This window comes from Collinsella intestinalis, from assembly GCF_902501455.1.
Taxonomy (GTDB): domain Bacteria; phylum Actinomycetota; class Coriobacteriia; order Coriobacteriales; family Coriobacteriaceae; genus Collinsella; species Collinsella intestinalis.
Window position 1 is genome coordinate 121287 of record NZ_CABWIC010000007.1, and the last position, 14822, is coordinate 136108.

The 14822-nt window shown below is 62.8% G+C and carries 11 protein-coding genes; 4 read left to right on the forward strand and 7 right to left on the reverse strand.

Translation table 11 applies throughout. The features are described 5' to 3' along the window. Window positions 1–94: 94 nt before the first annotated feature. A complete protein-coding gene (locus tag AOBCEHNH_RS01715) occupies window positions 95–703 on the reverse strand; it encodes an HdeD family acid-resistance protein (protein ID WP_152062897.1) in 609 nt (202 codons plus the stop codon). Between the two features lie 179 nt (window positions 704–882). Between AOBCEHNH_RS01715 and AOBCEHNH_RS01720 the strand changes: the two genes are divergently transcribed. Continuing rightward, the gene (locus AOBCEHNH_RS01720; RefSeq protein ID WP_226803184.1) at window positions 883–1473 is read left to right on the forward strand and encodes a histidine phosphatase family protein; all 591 of its coding nucleotides are present in this window, start codon (window positions 883–885) and stop codon (window positions 1471–1473) included. Between the two features lie 474 nt (window positions 1474–1947). Here the strand turns inward: AOBCEHNH_RS01720 and AOBCEHNH_RS01725 are convergent, their stop codons facing one another. Both AOBCEHNH_RS01725 and AOBCEHNH_RS01730 read right to left on the reverse strand, forming a co-directional pair. After that, the gene (locus AOBCEHNH_RS01725) at window positions 1948–3297 is read right to left on the reverse strand and encodes a DUF1015 domain-containing protein (RefSeq protein ID WP_152062899.1); all 1350 of its coding nucleotides are present in this window, start codon (window positions 3295–3297) and stop codon (window positions 1948–1950) included. Between the two features lie 201 nt (window positions 3298–3498). Continuing rightward, window positions 3499–4938, reverse strand: coding sequence for a radical SAM protein (locus AOBCEHNH_RS01730; protein WP_152062900.1), 1440 nt, complete (start codon window positions 4936–4938; stop codon window positions 3499–3501). Window positions 4939–5154: 216 nt separating this feature from the next. Here AOBCEHNH_RS01730 and AOBCEHNH_RS01735 point away from each other — a divergent pair, with 216 nt between their 5' ends. Further along, window positions 5155–5880 carry a TetR/AcrR family transcriptional regulator gene (locus AOBCEHNH_RS01735; protein ID WP_152062901.1) on the forward strand — a complete coding sequence of 242 codons (726 nt, stop codon included), beginning with the start codon at window positions 5155–5157 and terminating at the stop codon, window positions 5878–5880. 12 nt (window positions 5881–5892) lie between these two features. Here AOBCEHNH_RS01735 and AOBCEHNH_RS01740 read toward each other — a convergent pair whose 3' ends face one another. Together AOBCEHNH_RS01740 and serC are read right to left on the reverse strand one after the other, a co-directional pair. Continuing rightward, window positions 5893–7056: a phosphoglycerate dehydrogenase gene (locus tag AOBCEHNH_RS01740; protein WP_039910310.1), complete on the reverse strand. Its 1164-nt coding sequence runs from the start codon at window positions 7054–7056 to the stop codon at window positions 5893–5895. Window positions 7057–7251: 195 nt separating this feature from the next. Next, complete coding sequence (serC, locus tag AOBCEHNH_RS01745) at window positions 7252–8361, reverse strand: 3-phosphoserine/phosphohydroxythreonine transaminase (RefSeq protein ID WP_152062902.1); 1110 nt, start codon at window positions 8359–8361, stop codon at window positions 7252–7254. Window positions 8362–8546: 185 nt separating this feature from the next. Between serC and AOBCEHNH_RS01750 the strand changes: the two genes are divergently transcribed. Further along, window positions 8547–9416, forward strand: coding sequence for a metallophosphoesterase family protein (locus AOBCEHNH_RS01750; RefSeq protein WP_152062903.1), 870 nt, complete (start codon window positions 8547–8549; stop codon window positions 9414–9416). A 36-nt stretch (window positions 9417–9452) separates the two neighbouring features. Here AOBCEHNH_RS01750 and AOBCEHNH_RS01755 read toward each other — a convergent pair whose 3' ends face one another. Beyond that, a complete protein-coding gene (locus AOBCEHNH_RS01755) occupies window positions 9453–10949 on the reverse strand; it encodes a lipopolysaccharide biosynthesis protein (RefSeq protein ID WP_152062904.1) in 1497 nt (498 codons plus the stop codon). Between the two features lie 216 nt (window positions 10950–11165). On the opposite strand from AOBCEHNH_RS01755, the gene AOBCEHNH_RS01760 reads away from it, so the two are divergent. Beyond that, window positions 11166–12734, forward strand: coding sequence for an L-lactate permease (locus tag AOBCEHNH_RS01760; protein WP_193221141.1), 1569 nt, complete (start codon window positions 11166–11168; stop codon window positions 12732–12734). A gap of 288 nt (window positions 12735–13022) precedes the next feature. Here AOBCEHNH_RS01760 and pckA read toward each other — a convergent pair whose 3' ends face one another. Then, entirely contained in the window at window positions 13023–14624 is a 1602-nt protein-coding gene (gene pckA / locus AOBCEHNH_RS01765; RefSeq protein WP_193221142.1) for a phosphoenolpyruvate carboxykinase (ATP), read from the reverse strand. Between the last annotated feature and the right edge of the window lie 198 nt (window positions 14625–14822).

A 14822-nucleotide genomic window follows, 5' to 3' on the forward strand; every position in this document is an offset into this window, starting at 1 on the left:
GACAAAACCGCCCAGGCCTTTTGCGGGGGCCCGGGCGGCGAGTATCGGTGTTGGGTTGCGGACGATGCGCAAACGGGGCGCGTCGCGAACGCCGTTAGCGTGAGATCTTTCCAAAGGTGAATGCGCGGACGAGCAACACGCCGCCCAGCACCGCGAGCGCGATGCCGGAGAAGACGATCATCAGGTCGACCGATTCGAGCGGGAACATGAACACGGCGATGCCCGCGACAATCGACAGTACGCCGGAGAGAATGGAGAGACCGCGGTTGTGCACCATGCCCGTCTCGACGAGGGTTACCACGCCCTCGATAATCCAGCCGAATCCGATTGCGATGGCTGCGAGCGTCGCGAGGGCCGCAGCGGATGCGGTCTGGTTCTTCAGCATGATGATGCCGCAGAAGAGCAGCAAGAGGCTGGAGAGAATATTGAGCGCGCGCCAGCCTGCGGGCATGAAGGGCGTGCCCACGGCCACGCCGATGCGCACGACGCTTGCGATAATGAAGTACGCTCCGAGGATGACAGCGAGCACCACGAGTGTCTTCACGGGCCAGATGAGCAGGGCGGCGCCGCCGATAAGCCCGACTGCTCCGGTTACGCCGTATAGGAACCTGATCGCCTTGACACCACGGTCGATCATTCCGAACTCGTCAAAGCAGAAGGGGTCGATGTGCCGTTCGCCCTCGTCGTCGATGAATTCTCTCATGGCCGCTCCAATCGACATAAGCTAAATAACGTACATATGTAATCCTACCCATGCGAAAGGAAAGGGATACCTTGGGGCCCTGCGAGCGCTGTCAGCTCATCGATTGATACAATCGGAACACATTGATATGAGCAAATGCGACATCAGTAAACATGACGTCGCATCGAGTGGGGGCTTCGATGAGCGGTGATTTGTATCTGGTTCGACACGGCCAGACCATGTTCAACGAAAAGCGCGTTATCCAGGGCTGGTGCGACGCCCCGCTCACGTCGGAGGGCGAGGAGCAGGCGGAGCGCATCGGGCGGTACTTTGCGCGCGAGGGGATCGCGTTCGACCATGCGTGTACCTCAACGTTGACGCGCACCCAGCAGACGATTGAGCGCATTGTGGATATGCCTTACGAGCGCGTGGAGGACCTGCGCGAATGGGGCTTCGGGGTCTTCGAGGGGGAGCGGGTCGACCTTATGCCACCGTTTCCCTGGGGCAACTTCTACGTTCCGTTTGGTGGGGAGGGACAGATGGCCGTCCGTACCCGCGTGAGCGATGCCCTGGCACGGATTATGGAGCAACCTGGGCATGAGCGCGTTTTGGTGGTGAGTCACGGGTCGGCGTGCCGTGAGTTTCTGACTAAGTGGGTGCCCGATGGCGGTTTTGGCTGCGGTAAGGTGCCGGGCAACTGCAGTGTTATGCATTTCACATTCGACAAGGGCGCGTTCGAGCTGGTCGAGATCCTCGAGCAGGATAAGTTGCGAGATTTGCTCAGGGAGTAGGAATTTCACTCCCGGTGTGCTTCGAAGCTTGTCGTTGATTGGGCTGTGGCCGGTGTATCGTTTGCCCAGCTGGATTCAGGGTTTAGACGAAATGTATAAATCGCGGCTATTTGCTCTGCATCATGCATAGGTTTTTGCATCTGAGGCGACGCGCATCGTACGTTTTTCGAAGTGTGGTCAAAATACCCTGATTGTGCGCTGAAGGGTTTTGTCGCGGGCGACAAAACCCCAGGATTGCTTAAGACGAATCTTTACGTGTGAGCGGCTCTGTCCTGTCGGGCTGGAGGCTTGCGGCAAAACCGCAGGATTGGTGAAGGCGGGAAAATATGCAAGGCAGAAACCGGAAGGATTTGAGCGCACAATCAGGGTATTTTGACCAAATGCTCGGTTTTACATGAAAATGGCCTCCCTTTTGAAGAAGGGAGGCCATGCGAATCACTGGTTTTGCCAGGTGAGCGCCTTGCGAAACGATTGCTATTTCGCGATGCGATGGATGAACAGGCCGCTGCGCAGCTTGGGCTCGAACCACGTGGATTTGGGCGGCATAACCTCGCCGGCGTCGGCTACAGCGAGCAACTGGTCGATGCTCGTCGCGCACATCGTGAACGCAACGCCCTCGGCGCCCGCTTTGCACTCAAGCTCCTCGGTTCCGCGGATGCCGCCGACGAAGGAGATGCGCGGATCGGTGCGGGGGTCCTTGATTCCAAAAATAGGAGACAAGATGCAGCTTTGCAGGATTGAGCAATCAAGTGAGTTTGCTGGGTTGGAGGCCACTTCGTCATCTTGACTCGACCTACCGCTGCGGCGCTCGTCATCCTCGGCCGATCCCATCTCGGCGTTGAAATCGTTGCCGGCATTCTCCGCGGCATAGATCCTCGGGTTGGGGTCGTCCGCCCGCAGCTCGTACCAGGTGCCGTCGGTGTACATCCCGAACACGCCGTGCTCGCGCGGTTCCACCGGCCCCTCTGCCTCCACGATGCCGAATCCTGCGCCGCTCAGCACCTCGAGCAGCTCGTACGTATCGAGTCCGTTGCGGTCGGAAACCACGCGGTTGTACGGCAGGATGGTGAGCTGGCTGGCGGGGAACAGGACGGAGAGGACGTAGTTGAACGGCTCCTTTCCGGTGTAAGTGCCTGCCGCCAGCGCTTCTTCGCGCATGCGGCGCGCAACTTTCACGGCGCTTGCGGCCCGATGATGCCCGTCGGCGATATAGGCGCACGGAATCGTGCCGAGCATGGCACGCAGCGCATCGACGGCATCGTGGCGTACGACCTCCCAGACGGTCTGGTGCACGCCCTCATCATCGGTGAAGTCGTACAACGGGGTGGAGGTCGTGGCCGCGCCGACGATCATATCGAGCACGGGCTGGTCGCGGTAGGTGAGGAAGATCGGTCCCGTCTGACAACCGAGCGCTTCGATATGCTCGATGCGGTCGCGTTCCTTATCTTCGCGCGTAAGCTCGTGGCGCTTGATGACGCCACTTTCGAATTCGTCGACGGCGCACACGCAGACGATGCCGGTCTGCACGCGTCCCTCCCAGGCAAGGCGGTAGATGTAATACGCCAGGTTGCGGTCCTCCACGAAGGTCCCGTCCGCGAGGCGCTCGTGCAGCAGCTCCGCTCCTCGCGCGTATACCTCTGGTGCGTACATGTCCTGATCAGCGGGAAACTGCGTCTCGGGTCGGTCGATGTTCAAGAAGGAGAGCGGCCTGCCCTCGACGTACTCGGCCGCCTCGCCGCGGTCAAAGACGTCATAGGGAAGAGCTGCCACCTCGGCGGCGTGCTCGGGGACGGGGCGAATGCAAGGGAAGGGAAGCGCTCTCATGGACGGTCCTCTCGCGCGGGTCGATCACATATGGCGTTATCGTACCCCGCCTGCGCCACGATGGATGAAAAAAGCGGGGCTCGGCGTAAACTCGAGTCCCGCTTTCGCGAGCGTCGCCGCGTGGTGCCGAAAAGCCGGTCTCGCCGCGTGCGAATTCCTACCCGTTTTGTCTTGGGTGCACCATCGCGAGTGCGGCCTGCGCTATTTCTCGTTCTGGCAATCGCCGAAGTGCCCCAGGCGCTCAAACTTCTCAAGGTCGGTATCTGCCATACCCTGCTGCATACCCTCGAGACGCTTGGTGTACATGGGATCGTTCTCGTCGTTCCAGATCTTCTCGGCCACGGGCGCCCACGCCGCCGCGCCGGCAACGGTCTTGCGGCGGAGGTCCTCCGGGGTCTCCGGTTCCACCAGGTCGGTTCCGTGCGCACCGGATTCGGCGACGAGCCGGCCGAGCTCGTAGGGGTTCTCGAGCATGGGGCAGGGCCGCAGGTGATTGTCGTTGAACGGTTGGTTCTCGTAGTACTTCATGAACAACGGCGATTTAAGGGCCTCGAGCAGCGTGACGTCGTGGATGTTGACGTTGCTGTAGTGGATGAACACGCAGGGCTCGACGTCACCCGCGGCGTTGATGTGCAGGTAGCGGCGGCCGCCGGCGATGCAGCCTCCCACGAACTCGCCATCGTTTTGGAAGTCCATGGTGAACAGCTCCTTCTTGGAGCGCATGTCACGCACGAAGTGGTACATGCGCTCGCGCTGCTCGGGAGTGGGCATGAGCGAGGCGGGCGAGGAGGCTCCCACGGGCATGTAGTGGAAGTACCAGCAGAACAGCGCGCCCTTCTCGATCATCCAGTCCATGTTCGCCTCGGTGGCCACGGCGTCGGCGTTCTCGCGCGTCCAGCAGCAGGAGATGCCGAACGGCAGGCCGTTTTCGCGAAGCAGGTCCATGGCGCGCTCGATCTTGGCGTACGTGCCCTTGCCGCGGCGGGCGTCGGTCGTTCCCTCGTCGCCCTCGGCGGAGATGGCGGGAACAAAGTTGCCCACGCGGATCATCTCCTGGCAGAACGCCTCGTCGATGAGGGTCGCGTTGGTGAAGCACAGAAATGCGCAATCCTGGTGCTTCTCGCACAGGCGGATGAGGTCATCCTTGCGCACGAGCGGCTCGCCGCCGGTGTAGATGTAGATATGGCAGCCGAGCTCCTTGCCTTGGCAGATGATGGAGTCGATGTCCTCGAAGGAAAGGTTGAGCGCATGTCCGTACTCAGCCGCCCAGCAGCCCGTGCAACGCAGGTTGCAGGCGCTCGTGGGGTCGAGCAGGATCGCGTACGGGATGTTGCACTGATGCTTCTCGCGCATCTTTTCCTGGTAGGGCCATGCCAGGACGCTGCAGTCCACGATGAGCGTCTTGAGCAGCTTGGTGCGCACTTCGGGGTTGAGGTCGAAGATGCGCATCATGAGTCGATACCAGTTGTTGCGCTCGCGGATCGCGGTGTCGAAGGCTCGGCGTTGCGAGGGGAGCACATGCTCGGGAACGAATTTGTCCACGAGCGTCATGATGGTGTCGATGTTCTTCTCGGGGTCCTCTTCGAGATAGTCGATGATTTTGTTGAGGGCCGCTCGTTCCGCCGCTTGTGTGAGTGCCATGCTGTTCCTTCTTTCGACGCACTGGAGGCGACGCGGGGCATGCCTACAGTTCGAGTCGCGAAGACGGAGGATCGACTCGCCGCGTCGCCTTGTCGTGAATGGTAACAGCTGTGGTATATTCTACAAATATGGAATAAATAACTGTGTCTATTCAACGAAGTGCAGGTAGATGTGGGTTTTGCCTCAAAGGATGCGAACTGTAGAGGAGCAAAGGGTATGGATGGGTGCCGTTTGAGGATGGTCGAGGAGCGGGGCGCCTCAAAGGCGTCCGCGCCGTCCGCGTCCCAGTGCGAGCGCGTCGACCGTCGCGTGCTCCGCTCGCGTGCGGCTATGGTCGCGGCGTTCGAGGACCTGCTGGCGGAGAAGGCCTATGAGGACATCACGGTCACCGACATCGCGCGTAAGGCCGATGTGGACCGCAAGACCTTTTACAAGCACTTCGGGTCGATCGACGGCCTGCTCGCCTATGTGCTCGATAGCCATATCGCCGATATCGTGGAGAACACGCACGGGTTGCTGGCGTGCACGGGGGAGAGCGGGCAAGGCGGCTTTGCCGTGCGCATCCAGGTGTTTTTCGAGATGGTGAACAGGGCCATCATGGAGAACATCTCGCTCAAGCGGCGCGTGTTCGAGTGCGTTCCCTTTGACCTGATGTTCACCTGCATCAAGCAGTCCATGTATGAGGAACTTGAGCGCTACTGCATGATCCCGGCGAGCGTTCGCTCCGATCAGCTCGACTACTACCTCTCGTTCGTGTTCGGCGGGATTTTGTCGGCGTACCGGCAATGGATCATGATGGGCGGCGATACCCCCATCGAGAACGTCTCGAGCGCGGCGAGCGCCCTGGTTGCCCGCGGCCTTTCCTCGCTTGAGGGGTTCGAGCCCGCCGAAAGCGGCCTCGCCCCGGGCGCTCCGCGCGCGGTGGAAGAGCTCGGGGCGTAGGCGCTCTGCGCTTTATTTGATGACGCGCACGCGATACATGGACGGAATCGTTCTCAGTGCTGCGATGGTGGCCTCGTCGAGGTGCTCGTCGGTGTCGAACATCGTGTAGGCATTCTCGCCGGCGCTCTCGTTGACCATGCGCTGCACATTGGCGTTGTCTTTCGCGAGGACGGCGGTGATCTGACCGATCATGTTGGGCACGTTTGCGTGCAGACATCCGATGCGACTCGCGGCCCGGGCCTTGCCCATGGAGCAGGTCGGGTAGTTGACCGAATGGGCGATGTTGCCGTTCTCGAGATAGTCCTTGAGCTCGGAGATGGCCATGTCCGCGCAGTTCGCCTCGGCCTCCTTGGTGCCTGCGCCCGAGTGCGTGGTGATGAAGGTCCGCGGCATGCGAACCGTCTTGGGCGTGGCGAAATCGCAGGCGAACCAGGAAAGCTTGCCGGCGCGCAGTGCGGCGTCGACCGCGTCCTCGTCGATGATGGATTCGCGTGCGAAATTGACGAGCACCGCACCGGGCGCGAGCAGCTCGAGCTGGTCGGTTGAGATCATCCCGACGGTATCTGCCTTTGCAGGCACGTGCAAGGTGAGGTAGTCGCATCCACGGCAGAGGTCCTCGAGCGTGCCCACGCGCTGGACTTCGCGATTGAGTGACCAGGCGTTCTCGACTGAGATGAACGGGTCGTAGCCAAAGACGTCCATACCGAGCTCCACGCAGGCGTTTGCCACGCGGGACCCCACGTTGCCGAGGCCCACCACGCCCACGCGTTTGCCACGGATTTCGCGCCCCACGAACGCCTTCTTGGCTTTCTCGGCATCCACGAGGATGTCGGGGTCGTCGGCGTTATCGCGCACCCATTGCATGGCTTGGACGATTCCGCGGCTCGACATGATCATCATGGCGATGACGATCTCCTTCACGGCGTTGGCGTTGGCGCCTGGGGAGTTGAACACCACGACGCCCCGTCGCGCGTACTCCTCGATGGGGATGTTGTTCACGCCCGCGCCGCAGCGTCCGATGGCGCGGATGCCCGCCGGGAGTTCGTAGCCGTGCAGGTCGGTTGATCGCATGAGGATGGCGTCCGCGTCCTCGGTACGTTCGACCAGCTCGTACCCCGCTCCGAAGTCGACCTGTCCGTCTTTGGTGATGTCATCGATGGTCTTGATATATCGCATGGTGAGTTCCTCCGTATCCCGGCGACCGGCACCCATGGGGTCCGGCGCTCAGACAGTCCTGCTCGCACAAAGAGCCCACTGGGCTCTTCGGCTCGTGCGGAAACTCGCGGCGGACCTCATGGGTGCCGTCCTTGCGTTCCGTAGCAGAAATAACAAATGGTGCTGACGAAGCAGAATGAATGGGGCGTCGAGCCCCTAGATAGATCGGCCGCCTCGGGAGGCCTCGAACTCGCGCATGCATGTTGCCAACGCGCCGACGGAGTCCATGGTCACGGCATTGTAGATGCTTGCTCGCAAGCCGCCCGCCATGCGATGGCCCTTGATACCTTCGATGCCGCGCTCCCGGGCATAGGCTATGAAGGCCTCGTCCGTCTCGGCGTCGCACGTGCGGAAGGTGACGTTGCTCATGGAGCGGCTTTTGGGGTCTGCCGTGCCCTGGAAGAGGTCGCTATCGTCGATGGTGCGGTAGAGCAGGTCGGCCTTTGCTCGGTTGCGCTGCGCCATGGCGACGAGCCCGTCGGTCTGCTCGATCCAGCGGAAGACCTTGCCGCACAGGTAGATGCCAAAGGTGTTGGGTGTGTTGTACATGGAGCCCTTTTCGGCCTGGATGCGCATATCCAGGTAGGTGGGGCATATGTCGGCGCGAGCCGGCCCGTTTGCGATGAGGTCCTCGCGCACGATCACCACGGTCACGCCCGCGGGCCCCGCGTTTTTCTGCGCGCCGGCGAACAGCAGGCCGTAGCGCTCGATGTCGAGCGGACCGGATAGGAAGCAGCTTGACACGTCGGCGACGAGCGGTGTGTCCGCGCAGTCGGGGAGGGTGTGGAACTGCGTTCCGAAGATGGTGTTGTTCTGGCAGATGTAAACGTAGTCGAGGTCACCCGATGCCGCGCGATTCTCGACCGCGCCGAGCTCGGGGATGCGGTCGAAGTTCGTGGCCTCGCTACTCGCAAGCACCTCGGCGTCCCCGTATTTGCACCCTTCGCGCCAGGCGAGCTTGGCGAAATTGCCGCTCACCACGTATCCGGCTCGTCCCCGGCGCATGAGGTTCAACGGGATGCCCGCAAACTGCAGGGTCGCACCGCCTTGCAGGAACAGCACACGGTAGGAAGGCGGGATGTCGAGCAAGCGGCGCAAGGTGGTCTCCGCATCCTCGATGATGGCGCGATACGCCTCGGATCGATGGCTCATCTCCAGCACGGACATGCCGGTTCCGGCGTAGTCGAAAAGCTCGTCCTGCGCTTCGCGCAGGACGCATTGGGGTAGTGCGGCGGGGCCGGCTGAGAAGTTGTGTACGCGTGCCATGGTGGGACCTCTCTCGGATGTCGTGCCATTGCTAAGACTTTAGCATCATAAAGTGCTTGTTGTGTCGGTATTGGTCGAAGCGTTCATTTGTTTACATGATGCGCCTTCGACTGGATGAGCGCGGCCTCGAGTGCGAAGCGCGGTACAATAACCCTAACGTTCAAGTTGACCTTTAAGGGGTACAGATGGCCATCTTCGTCGTCTCGGACATCCACGGGCATGCGCGCGCCTTCGACCGCGCCCTCGAGCTTGCGCAGCCCGGTTCGGGCGACACCGTCTTTGTGCTCGGCGATATGGTCGATCGCGGCCCCGACCCGTTGGGCGTGATCGACATGGTCCGCGCGCTCCCGAATGTGCGCGTGCTCATGGGCAACCATGAGGAGATGCTCTACGAGTCGCTCAAGTGCGGTGACGAGCGCGACAAGCTGACCTGGCACATGAACGGCGGCTACACCACCTACGAGCAGCTCGAGCAATTGCCGCGCGATCGCTATGTGGACGTTATGGACTGGCTCGTGAACCTGCCCACGTTCGCGGTGGTGGAGGTCGATGATCGCAGACCTTCCGCGGCGCGGGGCGATCGCAGGAGCCACCTGCTTGTCCATGCCGGCGTGGACGCGCCGCGCCTTCGGGCCTCCCTGGATGCGCTCGGTGTCTCTCGCAGCGAGGCGGCAGGGTATGCCGCGGCGACCCCGGACGATCTGCTCGCAGCCATGATCGAGCAGGACGTGAGCGACCTGCTGTGGATCAGGCGTGAGTTTTGGTCGACGCCGACGGGCCTGGTTGGCACGAGCGGCTTGGGGCCGGTGGTGGTTGCGGGGCACACCCCTTCGATCTCGATGCCGCGTTACGCCTCGCTCATGTGCGGGCCGGGGGTCGACGAAGACCTGCGCGGTGTGATGGTCGAGGTCGGCTGCTCGCGTGACACCGGCGGCGTCGCGGATCGCGTCTGCATCGATTGCTCCGCCGCAGCGGGCCATCCCAGCGGCCGCGTGGGCATTATGCGCCTCGAAGATCGCTGCGTGTGGCTCGCCAACATCGAGGAGGGCGAGTAAACCGGCGCCGTGAGGCCGCCATGCGCCGGAACAGTTCTATGCATGGAACGGAGAACGGTTTTTCTCGGATAGGTCCTGCCTGATGCGGTGGTACTCGATCGACAGCAGCGCGAGAAGCAGGACCATAGAGGCGAGGTATCCCGCCACGGCGCCGGTAAGGCCCATGAGCCAGATGAGCGCGGTGGGGACCACCAGGGAGAACGCGAAGGTGATCGCGTAGGGCTTGGTGGCGGAACTCTGCCGGCGCAGCACCGTGATGATGGCGTAGAGGAAATCGATCGCCGCGCTCACGCCGCCCGCGACGATCATCAGGTAGGCGATTCCGCGATACGCCTCAAAATCCACACCGTACATGAAGCTCATGATCGGTATCCCCAGCCAGCCCATGAACACGAGCGTGCCGGCGGTCATGAGCGTGATGACGGCGATCATTGCCAGGACGATCAGATCGAATTTGCGGCGCCTGCGAGGGTTCGACCAGATGTTGGCGAGTCTCAGCAGTTGCGGCTTGTACAGGAACCCGGCGGCGAGCAGGATGCCTTGGGCGGGGAAGAACAGCGCGTTGAAGTACAGCTGGCTGTCGTAGGGGAGCATGCCCTCCATGGCGAACTTGGGCACGCTCTCGATGAGGTTGAACATGAAGAGGGCCGAGAAGAGCGGGAGGCAGTGACGGAACAGCCCGCCGATCTCCAACGGGCTCATGCGTCTCGAGGCTTCGGTTTCCAGAAGGGCGAGCGGAATCGTGACCAGGATGAGGGTGGCGACGGCCACCAGGCCCGCGACCGCGCCCGCCAGGGCGATGCTGCGCGTGATGAACAACAGTACGCTGAAGGCGATGATGACCGAGACCGACCTGAGCGCCTGGCTGATGCCGGCGAGGTAGAGCTTGTCCGCCTGTTGCAACCGTCCTTCGTACACATCGGCGAGTCCGTCGACGATCTTGTAGATGTAGATGCCGATGGAGAGCATGAGCATGGTGGCATCGTATCCACGAACGGTGCAGTACAACAGGCCCGCCGCAAGCGCCAGCAGGGAGGTGAGCCAGCGTTGCGCCTGATATGAGGCGAACGAGCACTTCTCGTCGATATCGGATACCTGATAGGTGCGCACGCCGAAGTTCGAGAGGAACATCAAGAGGGTTCCCGCGGCGAACGCCATGGAGAACATGCCCGCCTGTTTGATGCCTACGAGCTGGGTTGCCACGACGGTCAGCACCGGGAAGACCATGCCCCATGCGCCGGTGCCCACGGTGTTCCACAGGTAATCGCGTGCGGTCTCCCCGCTGCCGTACTCGGCTTCCTGCGAGGCAAGGCCGCCGTCGTAAACGGCGGCGATCAGTCGTGTCCACCATGCGTCGACCAGCCGCGCGATCGGGCCGGGTTCGTGTTTGGAGGGGCCGTCGGCGGCTTTCCCCGCCTGCGCGGCCGTGCTCGCGTGCGGGTTTCCGAATAACGTCACGCTGCGCTTGCGTTCGTGCCGCTCGTGGAGCGAGCGGACCTTGTCGCGCAGGTTGTCGAGAGGGTGCAGGGGCACGGTTCCTCCAATCGGTCGTCTCGGCGCGGGGTGGGCCTTCGCGGCGGGGCTGGGTTGCAAGCAGGATGCGGGGGTTGAAAATGTCAATGCCGAGCCTGCTGAATGGTACGATGTTTCAGCGTGAGCGGTGACGGGGGAAGTCGCCGTGAGCGTCGCGCGGCATTACCGCCGCCCGTGAGATCGGACATAGTACATCGGAGATCGTTAGGAGTCGCCGTGTCAATCGCTGCCCTTGCTGTTCCATTCGTATTGGCATTGTTACCCATTATCTGGTTGGTCGTTGCGCTCATCGCGCTGCACCTTCCCGCGTGGAAGGCCGCCATCGGGTCCTTCGTCATCGCTTGCGGATTGGCGCTCACTTGGTGGGGCATGCCCGCCATCGAGGTCGCTACCGCGAGCATCGAGGGTTTCGTCATGGCACTGTGGCCTATCGTCCTCGTCATCATCGCTGCGGTGTTCACATACAACCTGTGCGTGCGCACGGGGGCCATGGACGTGATCGGCTCCATGATCACCTCGCTTTCTCGTGACCGTCGCGTGCTCGCGCTGCTTGTGGCCTGGTGCTTCGGTGGTTTCATGGAGGGCATGAGCGGCTTTGGCACCGCCGTCGCCATTCCCGCCGGCATGCTCGCCGCCCTTGGCTTCCCGCCGCTGCAGGCCGTTCTCGTCTGCCTGGTCGCCAACGGCGTCCCGACCTGCTTCGGCTCCGTCGGCGTTCCCACGGTATCCCTCGCGGGCCTCACGGGTCTCGATCCCATTCAGCTCGCGTTCACCGAGATGTTGCAGATCGCCCCCTTCTTCGTCATCGTGCCTTTCATCATCGTCATGATCGCGGCGGAGCCTGCGAACGATGCCTCGGCAAAGCTTGGCCTGGCCGCCCGTCTGCGCGGTGCGGGTATGATCGCTCTGGCTTCGGGCGTCGCGTATGCGCTGCCGTCGCTGGTGGTCGCCGCCTTTGTCGGCCCCGAGCTCACGGTCGTGGTCGGTTCGCTGTGCTCCCTGCTCGTCACCGCCATGCTTGCCCGCCGTCAAAAGACGGTCGCGCCCGAGTTTGAGATGCACGTGGACGCCGCCGAGCGCGTCACGCCCCGTCGCGCCCTGCGTGCCTGGTCCTGCTTCATCTTGATCTTCGTGCTGCTGCTGTTGACGTCCAAGCTCGTGCCCGCGGTCAACGCCTGGCTCGCTCAGTTCTCGGGTTCCGTCACGATTTTTAGCGGCGCCGACCCCTCGACTGTCACGTTCATGTGGGTGAACACGCCGGGCGTGTGGATCTTCATCGCCGCGTTCGTGGGCGGGCTCATCCAAGGCGCGACGCCGCGCGTGATGGGCGAGGTGCTTGTGGCCACGGTCAAGCAGATGATGCCCACGGTCATCACGATGCTCGCCGTCCTCGGATGCGCCAAGGTCATGGGCTACGCCGGGATGATCGGCGCGGTCTCCTCCTTCTGCATCGCCGTCACCGGCTCACTGTTCCCGCTCATGGCCCCGGTCATCGGCGCGGTCGGCGCGTTCGTCACGGGCTCCGGTACGAGCTCGGGGCTGCTGTTCGGATCGGTGCAGCTGCAGGCCGCCGAGGCCCTGGGCATGGACCCGTATTGGATCGTGGCCTTGAACTCCCTCGGTGTCGGCGCGGGCAAGATGATTTCACCCCAGTCGCTCGCCATCGGAATGGCCGCCGTCCAGGTCACCGGTGCCGAGGGCAAGCTGCTTTCCCGCGTGCTGCCCATCGCGGTCGTGTTCGTGGTGCTGATGGCCGCACTTGGTCTGGGTGGTGCTGTGCTCTAGCGCCCGTCTGTCATCCAGTCGCCCAGGCCCTTGCGCATAATCCCTTCGACCGTGGTTCCGCTTCGCTTCACAGAAACGGTCTGCGGGAATATGCTCCAGGGCCTGGGCTACGGCAGCGCAGCCGGAAGGCGCCGGAGGGTTTCCCCGCAGCGCGTTTTTGTGGAGCGCAGCGGAACCACGGTCGAAGGGATTATGCCCCACGGCCTGAGCGGTGGGGATAGATGTATGAAAATGGAGCTCCGTGCAGGTGGATGCACGGGGCTCCATTGCGTTGGCTTTACGCGGGCACTAGGCGCGCGGGCCGGCGTTTTTCACGTTCTCGGGCAGGTGGGCGTACTTCTTCTCGAAGTTCTCCTGGAACATGCCGGCGAGCTTCTTGGCCGTGGCGTCGTACTCCTCTTTGCTGGACCAGCACTTCCACGGGACCATGACCTCATCGGGAACACCGGGGCAGCTGGTGGGGATGTCCAGGTTGAAGACATCGTCGTGAATGAACTCGGCCTGCTCGAGCGTGCCGTCGAGCGCTGCGTTGACGTTGATGCGGTTGTAGTCGAGCGGAATGCGGTGACCAACGCCGTAGGAGCCCTCGACCCAACCGGTGTTCACCAGGTAGACGCGGGTCTTGCCGGAGGCGATGCGCTCGCCGAGCATGTCGGCGTAGACCATGGGGTCGAGCGGCATGAACGGCTCGCCGAACAGGGCCGAGAAGGTGGGGACGGGCTCTTTGATGCCCAGCTCGGTGCCGGCGACCTTGGAGGTGAAGCCACTCACGAAGTGGTACATGGCAGCGTCTGCGGACAGGCGGGAGATGGGGGGCAGCACGCCGAAGGCATCGCAGGTGAGGAAGATGACCGCGGTGGGCTCGCCACCCGCGCCCTCGAGGCAGCTGTTGGGGATGTGCTCGACGGGATAGCCGACGCGCGTGTTCTGCGTGAGGGAGACGTCCGCATAATCGGGCTCGCGGTGCTCGTTCAAGATCACGTTCTCGCACAGGGCGCCGAACTTCACGGCGCGGAAGATCTCGGGCTCGCGCTCCTCGGTGAGGCCGTCGCACTTGGCGTAGCAGCCGCCCTCGAGGTTGAAGATGCCCTCGCCCATGGCCCAGCCGTGCTCGTCGTCACCGATGAGCAGGCGCTTGGGGTCGGCGGAGAGGGTGGTCTTGCCGGTGCCGGACAGGCCGAAGAACACGGCGGTGTCGCGGGATTCGGGGTCCATGGAGGCCGAGCAGTGCATGGGCAGCACCTTGTCCTCGACGGGGAGCAGGTAGTTCATGACGGAGAAGACGGACTTCTTGATCTCGCCGGAGTACTCGGTGCCGGCCACGACCACGACGCGCTCGGCGAAGTTCACGAGCACGGCGGCCTCGGAGTTCAGGCCCTCGATCGCGGGGTCGCACTTGTAGCCGGGGGCGGCGAGGATGGTGAAATCGGGTTCGCCGTAGGCGGCGCGCTCCTCATCGGTGGGGCGGACGAGGAGTTGCGTGATGAACAGGGCCTGGCTGGCACGCTCACAGGCGACCATGAACTTGCGGGCGTGGGCGCGGTCGGCGCCGGCGAGGCCGCGCACGACGTAGAGGTCGCGCTCGCCGAGGTATGCCGCAACGCCGTCGCGGACCTTCTCGTAGCTTTCCTGGGAGATGGGAACGTTTACGTTGCCCCAGGCGATGGTGTCGTGCACGTCGGGGGTGTCCACCACGAAGCGATCCTTGGGGCTGCGGCCGGTGTATTTGCCGGTTTCGACCACGAGGGAGCCGTTGGACGCGAGCTTGCCCTCATGATGAGCGAGCGCCTCCTCGACGAGCTCGGCGGGAACCATGTCGAGGTGGATGGAGTCTGCGCCGGCATGGACGCCGTAGCCCTCCAGAACCTTGGTGACGGAATCAGTAGCCATTGTGATCCTCCTCAGGATGGGGTTCGGTATCGATTTCTCGATGCACTTGAGCGCTGCGGAGGGCTGCCGTGCCGCCCTGGATATGCGCGTGCATGTCAAAGTGCGTCGCGAAAAACGTTTTACCATTGCATCGAGGTATTAGTACCGCATCTGCGAGGGGGTTCATGCGTGGTATTCGGCAAGGGCCACGCGTCATTC